Source organism: Streptomyces sp. NPDC059255, from assembly GCF_042752355.1.
Lineage (GTDB): Bacteria > Actinomycetota > Actinomycetes > Streptomycetales > Streptomycetaceae > Streptomyces.
The window spans coordinates 189,389-209,460 of record NZ_JBHYZP010000006.1 but is presented as its reverse complement, the minus strand read 5'-3'; the positions used below and the strand labels follow the sequence as shown (position 1 = coordinate 209,460).

The 20,072-nt window shown below is 73.0% G+C and carries 21 protein-coding genes; 6 read left to right on the top strand and 15 right to left on the bottom strand.

Annotated features, from left to right (window positions below; genetic code table 11):
* Positions 1-5 precede the first annotated feature (5 nt).
* Positions 6-1,343 (bottom strand): RNA polymerase sigma factor, encoded by a 1,338-nt coding sequence (locus ACFXKG_RS11355; protein WP_384835946.1) that lies wholly within the window; start codon positions 1,341-1,343, stop codon positions 6-8.
* Positions 1,344-1,548: 205 nt separating this feature from the next.
* A complete protein-coding gene (locus ACFXKG_RS11350) occupies positions 1,549-1,905 on the bottom strand; it encodes a YciI family protein (RefSeq protein WP_384835744.1) in 357 nt (118 codons plus the stop codon).
* A 212-nt stretch (positions 1,906-2,117) separates the two neighbouring features.
* Here ACFXKG_RS11350 and ACFXKG_RS11345 point away from each other — a divergent pair, with 212 nt between their 5' ends.
* Positions 2,118-3,596, top strand: coding sequence for an RICIN domain-containing protein (locus tag ACFXKG_RS11345; RefSeq protein WP_384835741.1), 1,479 nt, complete (start codon positions 2,118-2,120; stop codon positions 3,594-3,596).
* A gap of 28 nt (positions 3,597-3,624) precedes the next feature.
* Here the strand turns inward: ACFXKG_RS11345 and ACFXKG_RS11340 are convergent, their stop codons facing one another.
* Positions 3,625-4,278: a TetR/AcrR family transcriptional regulator gene (locus ACFXKG_RS11340; RefSeq protein WP_384835738.1), complete on the bottom strand. Its 654-nt coding sequence runs from the start codon at positions 4,276-4,278 to the stop codon at positions 3,625-3,627.
* 133 nt (positions 4,279-4,411) lie between these two features.
* Here ACFXKG_RS11340 and ACFXKG_RS11335 point away from each other — a divergent pair, with 133 nt between their 5' ends.
* Positions 4,412-5,728, top strand: a complete 1,317-nt coding sequence (locus ACFXKG_RS11335) for a cytochrome P450 (RefSeq protein WP_384835735.1) — start codon at positions 4,412-4,414, stop codon at positions 5,726-5,728.
* Between the two features lie 38 nt (positions 5,729-5,766).
* Here the strand turns inward: ACFXKG_RS11335 and ACFXKG_RS11330 are convergent, their stop codons facing one another.
* From ACFXKG_RS11330 to tsaB, 4 genes are read right to left on the bottom strand one after another with little or no spacing between them, the layout of a single operon-like run.
* Complete coding sequence (locus ACFXKG_RS11330; protein WP_384835943.1) at positions 5,767-6,033, bottom strand: hypothetical protein; 267 nt, start codon at positions 6,031-6,033, stop codon at positions 5,767-5,769.
* Positions 6,034-6,053: 20 nt separating this feature from the next.
* Complete coding sequence (tsaD, locus tag ACFXKG_RS11325) at positions 6,054-7,205, bottom strand: tRNA (adenosine(37)-N6)-threonylcarbamoyltransferase complex transferase subunit TsaD (protein WP_384835733.1); 1,152 nt, start codon at positions 7,203-7,205, stop codon at positions 6,054-6,056.
* Positions 7,198-7,770, bottom strand: a complete 573-nt coding sequence (locus ACFXKG_RS11320; RefSeq protein WP_384835941.1) for a GNAT family N-acetyltransferase — start codon at positions 7,768-7,770, stop codon at positions 7,198-7,200. The genes tsaD and ACFXKG_RS11320 overlap by 8 nt, the downstream gene beginning before the upstream one ends.
* A gap of 38 nt (positions 7,771-7,808) precedes the next feature.
* Positions 7,809-8,474, bottom strand: coding sequence for a tRNA (adenosine(37)-N6)-threonylcarbamoyltransferase complex dimerization subunit type 1 TsaB (gene tsaB, locus ACFXKG_RS11315; protein WP_384835730.1), 666 nt, complete (start codon positions 8,472-8,474; stop codon positions 7,809-7,811).
* 103 nt (positions 8,475-8,577) lie between these two features.
* On the opposite strand from tsaB, the gene ACFXKG_RS11310 reads away from it, so the two are divergent.
* Positions 8,578-9,141 carry a hypothetical protein gene (locus ACFXKG_RS11310; protein ID WP_384835727.1) on the top strand — a complete coding sequence of 188 codons (564 nt, stop codon included), beginning with the start codon at positions 8,578-8,580 and terminating at the stop codon, positions 9,139-9,141.
* Between the two features lie 70 nt (positions 9,142-9,211).
* On the opposite strand, the gene ACFXKG_RS11305 is transcribed toward ACFXKG_RS11310, so the two are convergent.
* The 8 genes from ACFXKG_RS11305 to glmS all read right to left on the bottom strand — a co-directional run bounded on the left by ACFXKG_RS11305 (position 9,212) and on the right by glmS (position 17,078).
* On the bottom strand, positions 9,212-9,466 hold the full coding sequence (locus ACFXKG_RS11305; RefSeq protein WP_384835724.1) for a hypothetical protein: 255 nt from the start codon (positions 9,464-9,466) through the stop codon (positions 9,212-9,214).
* Between the two features lie 182 nt (positions 9,467-9,648).
* On the bottom strand, positions 9,649-10,260 hold the full coding sequence (gene tsaE, locus ACFXKG_RS11300) for a tRNA (adenosine(37)-N6)-threonylcarbamoyltransferase complex ATPase subunit type 1 TsaE (protein WP_384835721.1): 612 nt from the start codon (positions 10,258-10,260) through the stop codon (positions 9,649-9,651).
* The gene (locus tag ACFXKG_RS11295) at positions 10,232-11,449 is read right to left on the bottom strand and encodes an alpha/beta fold hydrolase (protein ID WP_384835718.1); all 1,218 of its coding nucleotides are present in this window, start codon (positions 11,447-11,449) and stop codon (positions 10,232-10,234) included. Before ACFXKG_RS11295 ends, tsaE begins: the two co-directional genes overlap by 29 nt.
* Positions 11,446-12,666 carry an alanine racemase gene (gene alr, locus ACFXKG_RS11290; RefSeq protein WP_384835715.1) on the bottom strand — a complete coding sequence of 407 codons (1,221 nt, stop codon included), beginning with the start codon at positions 12,664-12,666 and terminating at the stop codon, positions 11,446-11,448. Before alr ends, ACFXKG_RS11295 begins: the two co-directional genes overlap by 4 nt.
* A gap of 76 nt (positions 12,667-12,742) precedes the next feature.
* Positions 12,743-13,279 (bottom strand): Uma2 family endonuclease, encoded by a 537-nt coding sequence (locus ACFXKG_RS11285; protein WP_384835712.1) that lies wholly within the window; start codon positions 13,277-13,279, stop codon positions 12,743-12,745.
* 5 nt (positions 13,280-13,284) lie between these two features.
* The gene (locus ACFXKG_RS11280) at positions 13,285-14,754 is read right to left on the bottom strand and encodes an NAD(P)H-hydrate dehydratase (RefSeq protein ID WP_384835709.1); all 1,470 of its coding nucleotides are present in this window, start codon (positions 14,752-14,754) and stop codon (positions 13,285-13,287) included.
* A 71-nt stretch (positions 14,755-14,825) separates the two neighbouring features.
* Positions 14,826-15,194: a holo-ACP synthase gene (locus tag ACFXKG_RS11275; protein ID WP_384835706.1), complete on the bottom strand. Its 369-nt coding sequence runs from the start codon at positions 15,192-15,194 to the stop codon at positions 14,826-14,828.
* 36 nt (positions 15,195-15,230) lie between these two features.
* Entirely contained in the window at positions 15,231-17,078 is a 1,848-nt protein-coding gene (gene glmS / locus ACFXKG_RS11270; RefSeq protein WP_384835703.1) for a glutamine--fructose-6-phosphate transaminase (isomerizing), read from the bottom strand.
* 222 nt (positions 17,079-17,300) lie between these two features.
* Between glmS and coaA the strand changes: the two genes are divergently transcribed.
* From coaA to ACFXKG_RS11255, 3 genes are all read left to right on the top strand, one after another.
* Entirely contained in the window at positions 17,301-18,305 is a 1,005-nt protein-coding gene (gene coaA / locus ACFXKG_RS11265) for a type I pantothenate kinase (RefSeq protein ID WP_384835938.1), read from the top strand.
* A gap of 265 nt (positions 18,306-18,570) precedes the next feature.
* Positions 18,571-19,095, top strand: coding sequence for a hypothetical protein (locus tag ACFXKG_RS11260; protein ID WP_384835700.1), 525 nt, complete (start codon positions 18,571-18,573; stop codon positions 19,093-19,095).
* A 118-nt stretch (positions 19,096-19,213) separates the two neighbouring features.
* On the top strand, positions 19,214-20,056 hold the full coding sequence (locus ACFXKG_RS11255) for a DUF4097 domain-containing protein (RefSeq protein ID WP_384835698.1): 843 nt from the start codon (positions 19,214-19,216) through the stop codon (positions 20,054-20,056).
* Positions 20,057-20,072 lie beyond the last annotated feature (16 nt).

Sequence of the window (20,072 nt, the reverse complement as noted above, 5' to 3'; positions counted from 1 at the left end):
TCACGCTACGACGGTCCCGGTCTCCCGAGTTCGGCCTCGCGGCGCCGGAGCAGTTCACGCTCGCGCGCGTTGCGGGTGAGCCCGGCCGCCCGCTCGAACTCGGCCCGCGCCTGTTCCGGGCGTCCCAGCCTGGCCAGCAGGTCGCCCCGGACGCTGGGGAGCAGGTGGTACGCCTTCAGCGCCGGGTCGTCGGCGAGGGCGTCCACCAGCGCGAGTCCGGCCGCCGGGCCCTCCGCCAGGGAGACGGCGACGGCGCGGTTGAGTTCGACCACCGGGGAGGGGGTGAGCGCGGCGAGTCTGCCGTACAGGACGGCGATCGCGGGCCAGTCCGTCTCCTCGTACGTCGCCGCGCGGGCGTGGCAGGCCGCGATGGCCGCCTGGAGGGCGTAGGGCCCCGGCGCCGCGCCCGCGCGCGCGGCGAGGGAGCCCGCGTGGGTGAGGGCGGCGAAGCCGCGGTGGACGAGGAGCTGGTTCCAGCGCGCCCGGTTCTGGTCGGCGAGCAGGACGGGCGCGCCGTCGGGTCCCGTGCGGGCGGGTGTCCGGGACGCCTGGAGCTCCAGCAGGGCGGCGAGCGCGTGCACTTCGGGTTCGCCGGGCATCAGGCCGGCGAGTACGCGGGCGAGGCGCAGGGCGTCCTCGCAGAGCCCGGGGCGCAGCCAGTCGTCCCCCGCGGTGGCCGAGTAACCCTCGTTGAAGACCAGGTAGATGACCTCCAGGACGGAGGAGAGCCGCGCCGCGCGCTCCGCACCGTACGGCACCTCGAACGGCACCCCCGCCGCGGCGAGGCTGCGCTTGGCGCGCACGATGCGCTGGGCGACGGTCGCCTCGGGGGCGAGGAAGGCGCGGGCGATCTCGTCGGTGGTGAGTCCGCCGAGGAGGCGCAGGGTGAGGGCGATGCGGGCCGCGGTGGAGAGGACGGGGTGGCAGGCGGTGAAGATGAGGCGGAGGAGGTCGTCGTCGATCTCCTCCCCGATGCCTCCGCCGCCGCTGCCTCCGCCATCAGCGCCTCCGCCGTCGGTGCCGCTCCCGCTCCCGCCGGTGTCTCCGGTGCCGAGCACCGCCGCGTCGGGGGTCTCCGGCCCGGGAGCGTCCTCCAGGGCCCGGCCGACCTCGGCGAGCTTGCGGGCGTACGTCTCCCGGCGGCGTACGAGGTCGATGGCGCGGTGCCTGGCCGTGGCCATGAGCCAGGCTCCCGGCCGGTCCGGGACGCCCGACTCCGGCCACCGCTCCAGCGCCGCGACGAGTGCGTCCTGCGCGATCTCCTCGGCGATGCCGATGTCGCGTACGACACGGGCGACCGCCGCGATGATCTTCGGGGACTCGATCCTGAAGACCGCCTCCAGCGCACGCTCCGCGGCGGCCGCACGGTCCGCGCCGGTCTCCGCGCCTGCCCCGCCCGCCCCACCCGGTCCGTCCGACCCGCCGTTTGCCCTCACGGGCACCCATCAGAGCACACGCACCGGCGCGGGGCGCGGCGAGCCCGTCCGGCCCGGGCTGCTCGGCTTACGCGCCCTACGCGGTTTGCTCGACCTACCCGGTTTACTCGACTTACTCGGCGATCTGCCGGACCTCGCAGGTCACGTCGTACTCGTCCCCATGCACCTCGACGAAGCGCCGCGCCCACTCGACGGCCTCGGCCCGGTCCTTCGCCTGCATGAGCGCGTATCCGCCGATGACCTCCTTGGCCTCGGTGAACGGCCCGTCGGTGACGGTGAGTTTCCCGCCCTTCTCGTGCCGGACCCGCACCCCCTCGGAGGTCGGCGTCAGCCCGGCGGTGTCGAGCATGACGCCGGCCTTGGTGATCTCCTCCAGCAGCGCTCCCATACGCTGCTGCAACTCGGGGCTCGGGCCGCCGGCCGGTGCGGTGGCCTCGTCGATACGTACCAGGGACAGAAAGCGCGGCATGGTGACTCCTCAGGTGTGGGGCGGGCTGTTTCCCGCCTCTCACCTTTACGTCGAACGGGAGACGCCCGGATCGACACACGCCGGGAAATTCTTTCGAAGATCTTTCGACCGGGGCCCGGTGCGCCTTCGGGCAGCACGCCGGGCCCTCCCGGACGGCGATCATGCCCCTGTGCCGCTGCTCATCGTGCCCGGCCGCCTCTAGGGTCGGGGGAGTGAGCCTATGGACTTCCCTCGAACCTGCCTCGACGACCATGGACGCGGGTGGAACCAGATCCGTGACGTTGCGGCTGCGCAATACCGGTGACGTGGTCGACGAGTACCGTTTCGTCCCGGTCGGCGACCTCGCACCGTACTCCACCGTCGAACCCGCGACCCTCCGGCTCTACCCCGGTACGACCGGCACCGTCACCGTCACCTTCGCGCCGCCGCGCACCCCCGACTCCACCGCGGGACCGCACCCGTACGGAGTGCAGGTCGTGCCCACGGAGCATCCGGAGGCCACGACGGTCGCCGAGGGCAACATCACCATCGCCCCCTTCTCGGAGCTGCGCGCCGAGCTCGTGCCGCCGACCGTCAAGGGCCGGTTCCGGGGCCGGCCCAAGCTGGCCGTCGACAACCTCGGCAACGTGAAACTCACCGGGTCCATCAGCGGCAGCGACAACGGCGATCAACTCAGTTACGAGATCTTCCCCGGCAGCATCCAGATCGAGCCGGGGCGCGCCGCGTTCGTGAAGGCGACGCTCAAGCCGCGCCAGATCACCTGGGCCGGGCAGAAGCAGGAGCGGCCGTACACCCTCGACATCCGCAGGTCGGGCGCGGAGCCGACGCCGGTGGACGGGACGTACGTACAGCGCAGCGTCATGCCGTACTGGCTGATGACGGTGATGAGCCTGCTGCTGGTGCTCACCGTCACCGGGTTGATCCTCTGGTTCAACTTCAAGCCCAATGTACGGAGCCTGGCCAAGGAGAAGATCGAGTCGGTCGCCGCCGAGTCGATCAAGCCCTCCGAGTCCGCGGCGCCGAAGCTGCCCGATCCGCCCGCCGCCGAGGTGACCCCGGACCAGCCGAAGCCCGATCCGGGCGACGGCGACGGCGACGGCGACAGTGGCGGTGGCGGTGGCTCGGGCGGGGACGAGCCCAAGGAGAAGAAGGACCCGGCGTCGCGTACCCGCGTCCAGGTCAGGGATGTGCGGACCGACAAGTGCGCCGACATCCTCGGCCGTGAGGAGGGCGCCCCGAACGGACCGGTCCTGCACTCGTTCTGCAACCCCCCGGAAGAGGACAACCAGCTCTGGAACCTTGAGGTCCGCTACAAGAACAAGGCCCCCAACGGGACCAGTGTCTTCCAGATCCGGAACGTCACGGACGAGTTGTGCATGGACCTGGGCGGCTACGAGGGTGTGGACCCCGGGACCCCGGTCGCGGAGTTCCCCTGTGACGGCACCACCAGCGACAACCAGCTCTGGTGGCTCGACCTCCAGAACAACGGCAACGACACTCTGTCGCACTACTTCATACGCAACCTCGCCAGCGACAACATGTGCCTGAAGCTGAGTCGCGCCGACCCCAACGTCGACGACTACGGCCCGGACGCGCCGCTCGTGGTCAAGAAGTGCACCGACGGCGACGACGGGGCCTGGAAGTTCGTCACGGAGAAGCGGGCCAAGGAGATGTCGCAGCAGGGCGGCTGAGCCGTAAGGCCTTACGGCTCAGGGGCCGTTACGGACGAGGTGCGGCCGCGTCCGTACGGCCGGGGCCGTGCAGTTCACCGAGCGCCGTCCGCAGCGCGTCGGAAGTGAGGGGCTCGCCCGGCAACGGGCGGGCCCCTTCCGCGCGCAGCCCGTCGAGGAAGAGCGCGAGCAGCCGCCGCCAGGATCCGGACGCGGCCGTCTCGGCGGCCGGTACGGCACGGCCCAGCGCCGCCAGCGCGAACAGCACGTCCTCCACCGACACGTCGTCGCGTACGGTGCCCTCCTCGCGGCACCGCGCCAGCAGGGCGCCGATCGTCGCGGCGTTGTGGACGTGCAGCGCCTCCAGCGTGGGCACGCCCGGCATGGCGGTCGTCATCAGGTCCGTGATGCCCCGGTCCATGGCCAGCCCCGTGAAGGTCCGCTCCAGATAGGCCACCAGCCCCGCCCACGGGTCCGCCGCCTCCCGGGCTCGCTCCCCTGCCTCGATGGTCGCCGCGAGCCCGTCGCCGAATACGGCCTCGATCAGCGCGGCCCGGTCGGGGAAACGGCGGTAGAGCGTGGCGTTGCCGACCTCGGCCCTGCGGGCGATCACGTCGAGCGGGGCCTCGACCCCCTGCTCCGCGTAGACCGCGCGGGCGGCGGCGATCACCCGTTCCCGGTTGCGCTGCGCGTCCTGTCTCACGGCCGTACCGTACCGTGACGCCGACAAGTGTGGACTACTCCCCGTTTTCCGGTTTCCCTGTTATCGTCGGAAGCAATAAATGGGGAGCACTCCCCATTTCACCCGCACCCTCGGACGGATCCGGGAGACCACCATGCCCACCGACTCCATCTCCACCGGCCCTGCTTCTGCTGGTTCCACCGGCGACGGGGTACGTGCCGGGGACGCCGGCGCCGAAGACCTCGCCCTGGGCGACTGGCCCGGCTTCACCGCCGACCCGTACCCGCGCTACGCGCGGCTCCGCGCGGCCGGTGCCGTCCACCCCGTGAGCCTCCCCCTCGGGGCGCCGCAGTGGCTCGTCACCGACGGTGCCACGTCCCGCGCCGCCCTCACCGACACCGAGCGGCTGCGCAACGACATCCGCCACTCCTCCTCCTGGAAGAGCGACGGAGGCCATGCCGTCGGCCGCAACATGCTCCAGGTCGACCCGCCCGACCACACCCGGCTGCGCCGCCTGGTCGCCAGGGAGTTCACGCAGCGCCGGGTGCAGGCGCTGCGCCCGCGCGTGCAGGAGATCGCCGACGGGCTGCTCGACGCCGTGGCGGCGGACGGCCGCGCCGATCTCGTCGACGCGTACGGCTTCCCGCTGCCGGTCACGGTCATCTGCGAGCTGCTGGGCGTCCCGGCCGGCGACCGGGAGCCGTTCCGTGCCTGGTCGGCGCAGATCGTCGCGGTGACCGACCCGGAGGCCGGGCAGCGGGCCAACCGGGAGATGACGGAGTACTTCCTCGGCCTCATCGAGGAGAAGCGCGCCCTCCCGGCCGGGGCCGCGGAGAGCGATCTGCTGCACGCGGTGATCCACTCCACCGACGAGAACGGGGACGGGGACGGCGCGCGGCTCGACACCGAGGAACTCCTCGGCATGGCCTTCGTGCTGCTGGTCGCCGGGCACGAGACCACCGCGCACCTGATCTCCAGCGCCGTCCACCACCTGCTGCGCCACCCCGACCAGCTCGCCGCGCTGCGCGCCGACTGGACGCTGCTGGACGGCGCGATCGAGGAGACGCTGCGGTACGAGCCGCCCGTACAGGCCACGTCGTACCGTCACACCGCCGAGCCCGTCACCCTCGGCGGGACCCGGATCGCCGCGGGCGAGCCCGTCATGTTCTCGATCGCGGCGGCCAACCGGGACCCCGAGCGGTTCCCCGACCCGGACCGCTTCGACATCCGCCGCGACCCGGCCGTCACCCGGGGCCATCTCTCCTTCGGCCACGGCATCCACCACTGCCTGGGCGCCCCGCTGGCCCGCCTGGAGGGCGCCGTCGCGCTGCGTACGCTGCTGGAACGCTTCCCGGGGCTCGCCCTGGACGAGACGGGCGCCGCAGGCGACGGTGCTGGAGCCGGTGCCGATGCGCTCGAGTGGCGTCCTGGCCTGCTGCGCGGGCTGAACCGGCTGCCGGTGCGCTGGTAGCTCGCGGTGGAGGGCGCTCGGCGCGGCCCGCACGGGGGTCAGACCGCGTCGAGCGCCTCGAAGCGCCACCGGTGGACCGGGCGGGCGATCAGGTCCGGCGCCGGGTCCGGCAGTTCGGGGACCTCGGCGTCGTAGGAACCCTCCCACCAGGTGATGACGAGGACCCGGTCCCCGGCCTCCCCCGGGGCGCGGAAGAGCTCACGGCGCAGCGGCGCGGGCGCCAGCTCGTACGCCCCGGCCCACGCCAGCAGCTCCGCGCCCCGGCCGGGCACGGCCTTGGCCTCCCACATCAGCGCGACCGTCATGGGTGTCCTGCGAGCCTCACTCATGAGTACAGGTTGTCCTTCGCGAGTTCATGAACGTGATCGTGATCGTGATCGTGCGCGTGGGTGTGGCCGTGCGCGGTGTGGCCGTGCCCGTGGCCGTCCTCCACGGCGCCCGGCACATGCGGTTCGGTCACCGGCAGCGACGAGTCCGCCGACAGCTCCCAGTCCGACGCCGGCCGCCCGCGCGCCACCATCTCCGCGCCCAGCGCCGCCACCATCGCCCCGTTGTCCGTGCACAGCCCCGGGCGCGGCACCCGCAGCCGGATCCCGGCCCGCTCGCACCGCTCCTGCGCGAGCGCGCGCAGCCGGGAGTTGGCCGCGACACCGCCGCCGATCATCAGATGGTCGACACCCTCGTCCTTGCAGGCGCGGACGGCCTTGCGCGTCAGTACGTCGACGACCGCCTCCTGGAAGGAGGCCGCCACGTCCCGTACGGGCACCTCCTCGCCCGCGGCCCGCTTCGCCTCGATCCAGCGCGCCACGGACGTCTTCAGCCCGGAGAAGGAGAAGTCGTACGCGGCGTCACGCGGCCCGGTCAGCCCGCGCGGAAACGCTATGGCAGCCGGATCGCCCTCCCGCGCCAGCCGGTCGATCACCGGCCCGCCGGGGAAGCCGAGGTGCAGCACGCGCGCGATCTTGTCGAACGCCTCGCCCGCCGCGTCGTCGATCGTCGCACCCAACGGCCGTACGTCACTGGTGATGTCGGGCGCGAGCAGCAGCGACGAGTGCCCGCCGCTGACCAGCAGCGCCATCGTCGGCTCGGGCAGCGGGCCGTGTTCGAGCTGGTCGACGCAGATGTGCGAGGCCAGGTGGTTGACGCCGTAGAGCGGCTTGCCGAGGGCGTACGCGTACGCCTTGGCCGCCGAGACCCCCACCAGCAGCGCCCCGGCGAGCCCCGGACCCGCCGTCACGGAGATCCCGTCGAGGTCGCGCGCGGTGACCCCGGCGTCCTTCAGCGCGCGCTCGATCGTCGGGACCATCGCCTCCAGATGCGCGCGCGAGGCGACCTCCGGCACGACGCCGCCGAAGCGCGCGTGCTCGTCGACGCTGGAGGCGACGGCGTCGGCGAGCAGTGTCGTACCGCGCACGATGCCGACACCGGTCTCGTCGCAGGAGGTCTCGATGCCGAGGACGAGCGGTTCGTCAGCCATGGTTCTCAGTTCCCTGCGTCTCTGTTCCGTCGGTGTCTTCGGCGGCCCGGTCGGCCCGGTCGGCCCGGTCGGTCCGAGTCGTCCGGTCGTCCTGGGCGCGGAAGCGCATGACGAGCGCGTCGACGTTGCCCGGCTGGTAGTAGCCGCGCCGGAAGCCGATGGGCTCGAAGCCGAACCGTTCGTAGAGCCTCTGCGCCCGCGTGTTGTCGACCCGTACCTCCAGCAGCACCTCGTCGCACTCGAAGGCGGTGGCGTGCTGGAGCAGGGTGGTGAGGAGGCGGGAGCCGAGGCCGGTGCCCCACTGGTCGCGGGCGGCGGCGATGGTCTGTACGTCACCGAGGCCACCGGCGGCGGCGAGTCCCGCGTACCCGACGATCCGCCGCGCGCCCGCCGCGTCCGTCCCGGTGTCCGTTCCCGCCGCCGTCTCGGCGACGACGTAGCGGCGCGTCGCCGCCGGGCCGCGCGCGTGCGCCAGCTCCGACCAGAACATCCCCGGTGACCAGGCGTCCTCGGGGAACAGCTCCTGTTCGAGGGCGAGCACCGGCTCGATGTCCCACCAGCGCATCTCCCGCAGGACCACAGAAGTGGAATCCGATGAGGCGGTCACTTCGGGGTGACCACCTTGTAGTTCTTCGGCACCTGCGCGTCGGGCCGCCGCAGATAGAGCGGCAGCGGCGCCAGGAACTCCCCGCCCGCCGCGATCCGCTCGGCGGCCAGCGCGGCCAGCGCCTCGGCCGACTGGTGCTCGGGGCCCCGCGCGTCCGGGAAGACCTCCGGGTAGAGCAGCGCCCCCGCGCCCACCACGGGCAGGCCCGCGAGCTCGTCCCCGAACCGGTCCGCGAGGTCGCCGGGGCGGTCCACCGCGGGCTCGGTCAGCCGCGTACGGGAGTCGGCGTACCGCGCCCAGTAGACCTCCTTGCGGCGGGCGTCCGTGGCCACCACGAACGGCTCCGTCAGGCCGGACGCGTACGCCAGCCCGTCCAGGGTGCAGAGCCCGCGCACCGGGACGCCGAGCACCGACCCGAAGGTCGACGCCGTCACCAGGCCGACCCGGAGCCCGGTGTACGGTCCCGGCCCGACCCCGACGATCACATCCGTCACGGCGTCGAGTTTCCGTCCGGCACGGGCGAGGACCCGGTCGACGGCGGGCAGCAGCAGCTCCCCGTGGCGGCGCGCGTCGACCAGACTCTCGGCGGCCAGGACGGAGGAACCGTCGTGGAGAGCGACGGTGACGGCGGGCGTGGCGGTATCAACGGCGAGCAGAAGCACGCAAACAGCCTACGGCTCCCGGCGCCGGGGCACGGCGCCCCGCCCCGTCATCCCGCTACTGCTAACGTCACCACGGAGTCATACGTACGAGAGGTGGATCAAGGTGTCCAGGAGCAGCTCGGGAATCGTGGCCGGGCTCACCGCAGCGGCTGTCGCCGTGGTCGGTTTCCTCGCCTTCCAGGCATCGGCGAACGTACCCGACACTCTCGGGAAGCCCACAAAAGCGGCCCCCAGCTCCTTGCCCGCCGCCTCCGGCGGTGCCCCCGCGCAGAAACCGAAGAACCCGACGGCCCTGCCGGCCGACTCGGGCTCGGGGATGCGAGTCGTCTACGCACTGGCCGACCGGCGGGTCTGGCTGGTGGACGAGAAGGGCAGGTCGACCCGGACGTTCACGGTCATGCCGAGCACGGTCAACCCGACGCCCGGCTCGTACACCGTGACCTCGCGGTCCGGCTCCGTGACCGGCTCGGACGGCGTACGGATCGAGCACGTGGTGCGCTTCACGACCGTCGACAACGTGGCGATCGGGTTCAGCGCGGCGGTGGACGGCACGCTCACCAGCCCCGACCCGACGCTGAAGACCGGCGGGGTCAGGATGCGGGTGGCGGACGGGAACGCGATGTGGACCTTCGCGACGGTCGGCTCGAAGGTGGAAGTAATCCCGTAGTCCCCGGCCCCCGGCTCCCGGCCTCCTGTTCCCGGTCCGGTCCGGTCCGTTTCGGTCCGTTTCGTTTCGGTTATGCGGCGTCGCGCTCATGCGCGGCGCCGCACTGCTGTCCGGCCTGTTGCCCGCCCTGGTCGCCGCTCTCTCTCCGCAGTTCCACCGCCGTGTCCTGCTCCGCGTCGGGCTCGGGCGCGCGCGGGGGCGTCGAGACGGCCGCCGCCGCGGCGCAGGACGCGAGCAGGTCGTGCATGGGGACGGACGACGGCGACGGCGACCGCGCCGGATACGACGAGGACCGCGGACGGATGTCACGCTCGGGCGCCGGCATGGGTGCCTCCTGGGGCTCCGGGGGCAGGCATGGTTAGGTAGACCTAACCAAGTCTTCCTACCATGTGACCACGCACGGCACGGCACGCGCAACATTTTGCCGACGTCTTGTCGGAACGTACGGAACGACTGACCGAATCGCCGAGCTGACCGGTGCCCGGTCGGCGGGCGGGGCGGTGGGTGCTACGCGGCCGGCGCGGCCAGCGGGGCCAGATCCGTCTCCGCCCACCGGGCGCCGAGGCCGGTCAGGGTGACGGTGCGGCGGTCGTCCTCGGCCGTCGCCGCGGGGTCCGTCCCGACCTCCGGCGCGGCGGCGGTCCCGCCGACGACCCGGTGGATGACGACGTGCAGCCGATCGTCCGACAGCTCCTCGACCTTGCCGTCGCCCCACTCCACGACCACCACGGAGTCCGGCAGCGAGACGTCGAGGTCGAGATCCTCCATCTCGTCGAGACCGCCGCCGAGCCGGTACGCGTCGACGTGGACCAGCGCGGGTCCGCCGGTCAGCGAGGGGTGGACGCGGGCGATCACGAACGTCGGGGAGGTGACGGCGCCCCGGACCCCCAGGCCCGCGCCGAGGCCGCGCGTCAGGGTCGTCTTGCCGGCGCCCAGCTCGCCGGTGAGCATCACCAGGTCGCCGGGGCGGAGCAGCGCGGCGAGGCGCAGGCCCAGCTCCGTCATCCGTTCGGGCGAGTCGACGGTGACGACCGTGCGGGTCGCGGCCGTACGGGTGACGTCGGCACGGGCGGCGTCGGTACGGGCGGCGTCAGACGCCGGGCTGTGCGGTGCTTCCATGCGTACCAACGTTAGACGGTGCGGGCACCGCCCCGATCCGTATCAGCAGGTCGGCCAGCCGGTCCGTGACGGCCTCCGGGTGCTCCAGCATCACCAGGTGCCCGGCGTCCGGGACGAGCACCAGCTCCGCGTCCGGCAGCAGATCGCCGATGGCCTCGCTGTGGGTGCTGGGGGTCACCAGGTCCTTCTCCCCGGCCAGTACGAGCGCCGGGATCTCCAGGAAGGCGGGCAGCGCGGTCGCCTTGTCGTGCTCGGTGAAGGCCGGGTAGAACTCGGCGACGACATCGATCGGGGTGGACTCGATGAGCCGTTCCGCGAACCGCGCGACGCCCGGGTCCACGTCCTTCGAGCTGAAGGAGTACCGCTTGATCAGCCCGGCGGAGATCTCCGCCGTGGCCCGCCGCCCGCGCTCGACCAGCTCGGTCTGCGAGCCGAGCGCCCGCAGCACGCCGGGGAGCACGCTCCGTACGGCGTTGACGCCCATGGTGGGCAGCCCGTAGGTGACCTCGGCGAGCTTCCCGCTCGACGTGCCGACGAACGCGACGCCGACGACCCGGTCCCGTATCAGCTCGGGGTACTGGTCGGCCAGCGCCATCATCGTCATGCCGCCCATGGAGTGGCCGACCAGCACCACGGGACCGTCGGGCACGGCGGCCTCGATGACGGCCTTCAGGTCGCGGCCGAGCTGGTCCATCGTGACCGGTACGGCGTCGGGGCCGCGCTGGGCCACGCCCCGGGCGGAGCGGCCGTGGCTGCGCTGGTCCCAGTGGACGGTACGGACGAGGCCGCGCAGCGCGGCGCGCTGGTAGTGCCAGGCGTCCTGGTTGAGGCAGAAGCCGTGGCTGAAGACGACGGTGACGGGCGCGGGCGCCTTCCGGCCGAAGAGCCGCCGCCGGCGCGGGGCGGCCGACGCGCCGGTGCCCTTCGCCCCGGCGTCCGCCGCCGCCTCCGGGGTGACGTCGTCGACCTCGTAGTACAGCTCCGTGCCGTCGTCCGCGAGGGCCCGGCCCGGGGTGCCGCGCAGGGTGCCGTACGGTCCCGACGCGTCCAGCGCGAGCCGGGCCTTCCGGCGTATGCCGCGCCCGACGGTCATCCTCTCGATCGCCACACCGGCGGCGGCCCCGGCGGCGATCACGCCTATGGCGGCGCCGGCGAAGCCCGCCTTGCGCCAGTTGCCGCTCTCCGTCACGGTGCGTCCCCCGTCGTAGGCGCCGTCGGTCCCGTCGGTCCTGTCGGCTCATTCACTCCTGTCGGCTCATTCACATAGACGCGGGGCACGCGGGATCCGATGCGCGTGACGATCTCGTACGCGATGGTCCCGGCGGCCTGCGCCCAGTCCTCGGCGGTCGGTTCGCCCCGGTCGCCGGGGCCGAAGAGGACGGCGGTCGCGCCCGGCTCCGGCGTGTCGCCGCCGAGGTCGACGACGAACTGGTCCATCGCGATCCGCCCGGCCACCCGCCGCCGCACCCCGCCGACCAGCACGGGGCCGCGCCCGGAGGCGTGCCGGGGGATGCCGTCCGCGTAACCGAGCGGGATCAGGCCGAGGGTGGTCTCCCCCGGGGTGACGTAGTGGTGGCCGTAACTGACCCCGTGCCCCGGCGGCACCTGCTTGACCAGCGCCACGGAGGCGGAGAGCGTCATCACGGGGCGCAGGCCGAACTCCGCGGGGGTGCCCAGCTCCGGGCTGGGCGAGATGCCGTACATGGCGATGCCCGTCCGTACGAGGTCGAAGTGCGACTCGGGGAGGGTGAGCGTGGCCGGCGAGTTGGCGATGTGCCGTACCTCGGGCTCGACGCCCGCCTTCTCGGCGTACGTCACCACCTCGTCGAAGACCTCCAACTGGGCGGCGATCGACGGGTGTCCCGGCTCGTCGGCGCAGGCGAAGTGCGACCAGAGCCCGGTGACCCGCACCTCCCCGGCGGCCTGCGCGGCGAGCGCGGCACCGACGAGTTCCGGCCAGTCGGCGGGCTGGCAGCCGTTGCGGCCCAGCCCGGTGTCAGCCTTGAGCTGGATCCGCGCGGGCCGCCCCGCCGCGCGCGCGGCGGCGGTCACCTCGCGCAGCGCCCACAGCCCGCTGACGGACATGTCGAGATCGGCCTCGATCCCCTCCCGCCAGGGATCACCGGGCGTCCAGAGCCAGCACAGCACCCGCCCGCCGATCCCGGCGGCCCGCAGCGCGAGCGCCTCCTGCGGCGTGGCCGCCCCCAGCCAGGCGGCCCCGGCGGCGCGGGCGGCGCGGGCGACGGGCAGCATGCCGTGTCCGTACGCGTCGGACTTCACGACAGCCATCACCGCGACGTCGTCCCCGACCCGGGAACGCAACGCGCGCACATTGCCCCGCAGGGCGGCGAGATCGACTTCGGCCCGCGCCCGCGGGGTGGCCGAGGTCTGCATGATTCCGGTCATCGGGCCCAGTCTCTCAGTTCCCCGGCCGGCCCGTGTGATCACGGTACGGCGGGCGCCCGCGCGGGCACCCGCCCGGTCAGATCCGGCCGAGGTCGATCTCCACCGGGAACGGCGCCACGGCCTTGACCACACCGGTGAACACGTCCCCGTTCCGGTAGACCCTGGCCGCGGGATCGAGCACATAGGTGTACAGGAGGGGAACGCCGGTCGCGGTCTGCTCGATCCTCCAGTAGAAGGCGATGCCGGCCCGGGCGTACTGCTCCACCTTCACGATCCGGTCGGTGGTCTCCGAGCCGGGCGGGACAACCTCCACGACCAGCAGCACATGCTCGGGACGGGTCGGGGTGATGTCGATGGTGTCCGCCCGGTACACGACGACGTCCGGACGGCGATTGGTGAGCGGCACGTCCTGGAGCCGGACGTCGAAGTCCGTATCGGCGTTCCAGTCGGGACCGGCGGCGGTATCCAGGGCGTTGGCCAGAATTCGGGCCAAGCGGTTGTGCCGCTTCGACGCGCGGGGGCTCACGACGACCGTCCCGTCCACGATCTCGATACCCGCGCACCGCGCCTCGGTCCAGGAGTCGTACTGCTCCGCCGTGATCTGCTCACTCATCCCCGTCAGCCCCCGTCCCCCACCACGTTCCGCCACGCCTCCCCCACGGCCGCCGCCACGTCGTCCGCCGCCACCGGTGCGCCGTGCGAGGCCAGGCGGGCCGCCAGGCCGTGCAGGTAGGCGGCGGCCGAGGCGGCGTCGCGGGCGGGGAGGCCGGTGGCGAGGAGGGAGCCCGCGAGGCCGGAGAGGACGTCGCCGCTGCCCGCGGTGGCGAGCCAGGGGGTGCCCGTGGGGTTGACGCGGACCGGGGTCGCCGGGTCCGGGGCGGCGATCAGGGTCGTCGAGCCCTTCAGCAGGGCCGTCACGCCGTACCGGGCGGCCAGTTCCCGTACGGCCGCGAGCCGGCCCGCCTCGACCTCGGCGCGGGGGACGGAGAGCAGCGCCGCCGCCTCGCCCGCGTGCGGGGTGAGCAGCGTGTCCGCCGTACGGGGGCGTACCGCCTCCGGGGTGACATGGCGCAGGCCGTCCGCGTCGACCAGCACCGGGACGTCCGAGGCCAGGACCTCCGCCACCGCCGAGCGGGCCCACGAGCCCTCACCGAGCCCGGGGCCCACCACCCACGCCTGGACGCGGCCGGCCTCCGAGGGCGGGCCCTCGTGCACCAGTGTCTCCGGGAAGCGGGCGAGGACCGCCTCGCTGCCGGGGCCCACGTACCGTACGGCGCCCGCGCCGCCGCGCAGCGCGCCCGAGACGGCGAGGACCGCCGCGCCCGGGTAGCGCGCCGAGCCGGCGACGACGCCGACGACGCCCCGCCGGTACTTGTCGCTCTCCGCGGTCGGCACGGGCAGCAGCCGCGCCACGTCCGCGTGCTGCAGCGCCTCCAGGTCGGGGACGGACGGCAGGTGCGGGGCGAGGCCGATGTCCACCAGCCGCAGCGCGCCCGCGTGTTCGCGCGCCGGGTCGATGAGCAGGCCCGGCTTGTACGCGCCGAAGGTGACCGTCGCGTCCGCGCGCACCGCCCGCTCCGCCGACTCGACCTCGCCGCTGTCCGCCTCGACCCCGCTCGGCAGGTCGACGGCGACGATCACGGCATCCGCGCCGCCCGCCGCCCTCACCACCGGCACCGCGTCGGGCCGCAGCCCGCCGTGGCCGCCGATGCCGGTGATGCCGTCCACCACCAGGTCGGCGGCGGCCAGCGCCTCATAGGGGTCGTCCGCGACCCGGCCGCCCGCGCCGAGCAGCGCCTTCAGCCCGCCGGCGTGCGCCCGGTCGGGGGCGAGGAGCACCGCCGCGACGCCCGCGCCCCTGCGGGCCAGCCGGGCACCGGCGTACAGGGCGTCGCCGCCGTTGTCGCCGCTGCCGACGAGCAGGACGACCCGTGCCCCGTACACCCGTCCGAGCAGGTCCTTCAGCAGCCCGGAGCAGGCGGCGGCGAGACCGGCGGCGGCGCGCTGCATCAGCGCACCCTCCGGCAGCCGCGCCATCAGCTCGCGCTCGGCGTTCCTCACGGTCTCCACGCTGTAGGCGGTACGCATCAGCCCTGCTCTCTCCTGCTCTCTCCTCAGCGGCTCTCCGGCTCCCCGGCTCCCCTGCCGTTCCTCTCGCCTCAACCCTCCGCGATCACCACGGCCGACGCCACCCCCGCGTCGTGGCTGAGCGAGACGTGCCAGTTCCGTACGCCCAGTTCGGCGGCGCGCGCGGCCACCGTGCCCGTCACGCGCAGCCGTGGCCGTCCGGTCTCCTCGACGTACACCTCGGCGTCCGTCCAGTGCAGCCCGCCGGGCGCGCCGAGCGCCTTGGCCAGGGCCTCCTTCGCGGCGAACCGCGCCGCCAAGGAGGCCGTACCGCGCCGCTCGCCGCCGGGGAGCAGCAACTCGCTCTCCAGGAAGAGCCGGTCGGCCAGTTGCGGGGTGCGCCGCAGCGACTCCCCGAACCGGTCGATCTCCGCGACGTCGATCCCCACCCCGATGATCACTGAACTCCCTCTCTCCGCATCACTCCACCACGGCGGCTACTCCACCGTGACCGATTTCGCCAGATTCCTCGGCTGGTCCACCTCGTTGCCCCGCGCCGTCGCCAGCTCGCACGCGAACACCTGCAGCGGCACCGTGGCGACCAGCGGCTGGAGCAGCGTAGGCGTCGCGGGGATCCGGATGAGATGGTCCGCGTACGGCACCACCGCCTCGTCCCCCTCCTCCGCGATCACGATCGTGCGCGCGCCCCGGGCCCGGATCTCCTGGATGTTCGAGACGATCTTGCCGTGCAGCACCGAGCGCCCGCGCGGCGACGGTACGACGACCACCACCGGCAGATCCTGTTCGACCAGGGCGATCGGGCCGTGCTTCAGCTCGCCGGCCGCGAACCCCTCCGCGTGCATGTACGCGAGTTCCTTGAGCTTGAGGGCGCCCTCCAGGGCCACCGGATACCCCACGTGCCGGCCCAGGAACAGCACCGTCCCCTTGTCCTTCAGAGTGCGCGCCAGGGCCCGTACGGGCTCCATCGTGGCCAGGACGCGCTCCACCTCGCCCGCGATCCGCCCCAGGTCGCGCACGACGTCGCGGATCTCGTCGCCCCACTTCGTGCCGCGCCGCTGGCCCAGGTAGAGCGCGACCAGATAGCAGGCCACGAGCTGGGTCAGGAACGCCTTGGTCGAGGCGACGGCGACCTCCGGGCCCGCGTGCGTGTAGAGGACCGCGTCGGACTCCCGGGGGATGGTCGAGCCGTTCGTGTTGCAGATGGCCAGCACCTTCGCGCCCTGTTCGCGGGCGTGCCGCAGCGCCATCAGCGTGTCCATCGTCTCCCCGGACTGGGAGATCGCGACGACGAGCGTGCGCCGGTCCAGGATCGGGTCGCGGTAGCGGAACTCGCTGGCCAGCTCCACCTCGCAGGGCAGCCGCGTCCAGTGCTCGATGGCGTACTTGGCGATCAGCCCGGCGTGGAAGGCCGTACCGCACGCCACGATCACGACCTTGTCCGCCTCGCGCAGCACGGCCGCCGGGATGCGCACCTCGTCGAGGGTGAGCGCGCCCTCGGCGTCGATCCGGCCGAGGAGGGTGTCCGCGACGGCCTTCGGCTGCTCGGCGATCTCCTTGAGCATGAAGGAGGCGTAGCCGCCCTTCTCGGCGGCGGAGGCGTCCCAGTCCACGTGGTACGAGCGGACCACGGCCGGGGCGCCGTCGAAGTCCGTCACGGTCACGCCGTCGCGGCGCGCCTCCACGACCTGGTCCTGGCCCAGCTCGATCGCCGAGCGCGTATGGGCGATGAACGCGGCCACGTCGGAGGCGAGGAACGATTCGCCCTCCCCGACCCCGACGACCAGCGGCGAGTTGCGGCGCGCGCCGACGACGACATCGGGCGCGTCCGCGTGGACGGCGACGAGCGTGAAGGCGCCCTCCAGCCGCCGGCAGACCTGACGCATCGACTCGGCGAGGTCGCCGCAGGAGGAGAACGCCTCGGCGAGGAGGTGCGAGACGACCTCGGTGTCGGTGTCGGAGCCGAGGTCGTGACCGCGCTCGGCCAACTCGGCGCGGAGCGCGGCGAAGTTCTCGATGATCCCGTTGTGGACGACGGCGACGCGACCCGCGTTGTCGAGGTGGGGGTGGGCGTTGGCGTCGGTGGGGCCGCCGTGCGTGGCCCAGCGGGTGTGGCCGATGCCGGTGACACCGCCCGGCAGCGGGCGTTCCACCAGCACCTTCTCCAGGTTGACGAGCTTGCCCGCCTTCTTGGCGGCGGCCAGCCCGCTGTCGGCGAGGACGGCGACCCCCGCGGAGTCGTACCCCCGGTACTCCAGGCGCTTGAGTCCCGCGATGACCACATCGAGCGCCGACTGTCCGCCCACGTAACCCACGATTCCGCACATACCGTTCCCTTCCTGGCTGTTCTTTTCTGTTCCTTGCTTTTCCTGGCTTTTTCTGGCTTTTCCTGGCTGTTCTATCGCTCTGCCTGCTTTCCCCCTCGTTCCGGGCGGCATCGTCGCAGACCGCGCACCGGCGCGCGGGGACCTCGCGTACACGCCACGTGACCGACCCCACCCCCGGCGGACTCCCGCACGCCTCCGCCCGCCCCGGACAATGGCCGGGTGATCACCACGCCGACGTCACCGCCGCCACGGAGCCCCGCCCGCCGGGCCGACCACGGGCCGACGCCCTACGTCGACCTCAGCCGGGCCGAGTGGAGCGCGCTGCGCGACAGGACGCCACTGCCGCTGACCGCCGAGGAGGTCGAGCGGCTGCGCGGGCTGGGGGACGTCATCGACCTGGACGAGGTAGGGGACGTCTACCTCCCGCTCTCCCGGCTGCTCAACCTGTACGTGCAGGCCACCGCCGGGCTGCGCGGCGCCCTCAACACCTTCCTCGGGGGCGCGGGCAACGGACACGGCGCGCAGCGCGGCACCCCGTTCGTGATAGGGGTCGCGGGGAGCGTCGCCGTGGGCAAGTCGACCGTGGCGCGGCTCCTCCAGGCGATGCTGGCCCGCTGGCCGGAACACCCGCGAGTCGAACGCGTCACCACCGACGGCTTCCTGTACCCGATGAAGGAGCTGCAGGCGCGCGGGCTGATGTCGCGCAAGGGGTTCCCGGAGTCGTTCGACCGGCGGGCCCTCACCCGGTTCGTCGCGGACATCAAGGCGGGCAAGGACGAGGTCACCGCGCCCGTCTACTCGCACCTCATCTACGACATCGTCCCCGGCGAACTGCTCACCGTACGGCGCCCCGACATCCTCATCGTGGAGGGGCTGAACGTCCTCCAGCCCGCGCTGCCCGGCAAGGACGGCAGGACGCGGGTCGCGCTCGCCGACTACTTCGACTTCAGCGTGTACGTCGACGCGCGGCCCGAGGACATCGAGAGCTGGTACCTGAACCGGTTCCGCAAGCTCCGCGAGACGGCGTTCCAGGACCCGTCGTCGTACTTCACGAAGTACACCCAGGTCTCCGAGGAGGAGGCCCTGGAGTACGCCCGTACGACATGGCGGACCATCAACAAGCCCAACCTGCTGGAGAACGTGGCGCCCACCCGGGGCCGCGCCACTCTGGTCCTGCGCAAGGGCCAGGACCACAAGGTCCAGCGGCTCTCCCTGCGCAAGCTCTGACCAGCCGGCTTCCCGCATCACCCCGGATGGCACCCCATGGCGCCCCATGGCGCCCCACATGGCATCACGCGGCACCACTTGACGCCATCCGGTGCCATCCGGCGCCATTCCACGCCCCCCGAAGAGCACGGATACGTACTCCATCACCACGATCAGGCCCGCCCGCCCCACGTTTCCGCAGGTGAACGAGGGTGGCACCACACCCGCCCACGGAAGGTGCCACTCAGGCTTGCGCGTGACGCCATAACGGTGCCATGATGGCGTCATGGACCTCACCCCGTACGTCGACACCCTCCGCCGCGAACTCGCGGTGGCCGCCGAAGCCGGCGGCGAAGACGCCCGCGAACTGGCCGAGCGGCTCACCGCTCCCCTGGAGTCGGCGACCCGGCTGACCATGCTCAACGTGCTCTCCGCCGCGATGGACGAGATCACCCGCGAGCTGGCCCCCGGCTCGGTCGACGTACGGCTGCGCGGACTCGACCCCGACTTCGTGGTGACACCACCGCCCTCCGACAGTGGCACCACGGAAGCGGCCACCTCGCCCGTCGAACCGCTCAGGACCTCCGCACCGGCCCCGGCCGACGGCGACGAGGGGGGCACCGCCCGCGTCAATCTGCGGCTGCCGGCTCACCTCAAGGCGCGCGCCGAGGAGGCTGCGGGCCGGGAGGGCCTGTCGGTCAACGCGTGGCTGGTGCGGGCCGTGTCGGCCGCGGTCGACGGCGGTACGCGGCCCCGTACGACGGAGAAGACCCACGCCATCGGACAGAGCTTCTCGGGGTGGGTGCGCTAGCCGCACCCACCCCCCAGCACCCCGCGCCCAGCACCAGCCGCACGCATCACTTCATCCACATCCACATCACGTCCCCACCAGCGGGGACGCCCCGAAGACCCAAGAGGACGGGACAGCCATGCCTTCTTTCGACACTCCCCTGGCGATCTCCACCACCGCGCACGTGGAAGCCGGCTCCATCCAGTTCACCGCGGGCGACCGCGTCGACACCGTCGTCGAGGTGCGCCCCCGCGACCCGAAGCGGGACCTGGACCTGCGGACGGCCGAGCAGACCGAGGTCACGTACGCGAGCGGGGTACTGACCGTCAGGACGCCCAAGCCCAATCTGCTCGGCCGCACCGGCACCGTCGACGTGACGGTCGAACTGCCCACGGGCTCGCGCGTCGACACGACCGGCGCCTGGACCCAGGTGCTCGGCGAGGGCCGGCTCGGCGAGGTCCGCGTGAAGACCTCGTCCGGCGACGTCCGCCTCGACACCACCGGCCCGCTGCACCTGAAGGCGTCGCACGGCTCGATCACCGTGGACCGGGTCGAGGGCCCGGCCGAGATCACCACCAGCTCCGGCAGCCTGCGCGTCGGCCTCGTCGACGGCTCCGCCGTGCTGAAGAACTCGCACGGCACCACGACCGTCGGCGCCGCCACCGGCGAGCTGCGGGTGAGCGGCGCCAACGGCGACATCGACATCGCGCGCGCCGAGGACTCGGTCACCGCCACCACCGCCCACGGCACCCTGCGGGTGGGCGAAGTGGCCCGCGGCACCGTCCAGCTGGAGACCTCCTACGGCGCCATCGAGGTCGGCATCCGCCAGGGCACCGCCGCCTGGCTCGACGTCAGCTCGGGCTCCGGCCAGGTGCGCAACTCGCTCACCTCGTCCGAGACCCCGGAGCAGACCGAGGACACCGTCAAGGTCCGCGCCCGTACCCGGCACGGCAACATCGACATCCGCCGCGCCCGGGCCTGAGCACCGGCCCCGCGCA

Bases quoted from the DNA above. Each gene is read 5' to 3' on its own strand.
- ACFXKG_RS11350 (WP_384835744.1), bottom strand. From the start codon at position 1,905: ATGCCGCGCTTTCTGTCCCTGGTACGTATCGACGAGGCCACCGCACCG.
- ACFXKG_RS11335 (WP_384835735.1), top strand. From the start codon at position 4,412: ATGCCCACCGACTCCATCTCCACCGGCCCTGCTTCTGCTGGTTCCACC.
- ACFXKG_RS11330 (WP_384835943.1), bottom strand. From the start codon at position 6,033: ATGACGGTCGCGCTGATGTGGGAGGCCAAGGCCGTGCCCGGCCGGGGC.
- tsaD (WP_384835733.1), bottom strand. From the start codon at position 7,205: ATGGCTGACGAACCGCTCGTCCTCGGCATCGAGACCTCCTGCGACGAG.
- ACFXKG_RS11320 (WP_384835941.1), bottom strand. From the start codon at position 7,770: ATGCGCTGGTGGGACATCGAGCCGGTGCTCGCCCTCGAACAGGAGCTG.
- ACFXKG_RS11305 (WP_384835724.1), bottom strand. From the start codon at position 9,466: ATGCCGGCGCCCGAGCGTGACATCCGTCCGCGGTCCTCGTCGTATCCG.
- tsaE (WP_384835721.1), bottom strand. From the start codon at position 10,260: ATGGAAGCACCGCACAGCCCGGCGTCTGACGCCGCCCGTACCGACGCC.
- alr (WP_384835715.1), bottom strand. From the start codon at position 12,666: ATGACCGGAATCATGCAGACCTCGGCCACCCCGCGGGCGCGGGCCGAA.
- ACFXKG_RS11285 (WP_384835712.1), bottom strand. From the start codon at position 13,279: ATGAGTGAGCAGATCACGGCGGAGCAGTACGACTCCTGGACCGAGGCG.
- ACFXKG_RS11280 (WP_384835709.1), bottom strand. From the start codon at position 14,754: ATGCGTACCGCCTACAGCGTGGAGACCGTGAGGAACGCCGAGCGCGAG.
- glmS (WP_384835703.1), bottom strand. From the start codon at position 17,078: ATGTGCGGAATCGTGGGTTACGTGGGCGGACAGTCGGCGCTCGATGTG.
- ACFXKG_RS11260 (WP_384835700.1), top strand. From the start codon at position 18,571: ATGGACCTCACCCCGTACGTCGACACCCTCCGCCGCGAACTCGCGGTG.
- ACFXKG_RS11255 (WP_384835698.1), top strand. From the start codon at position 19,214: ATGCCTTCTTTCGACACTCCCCTGGCGATCTCCACCACCGCGCACGTG.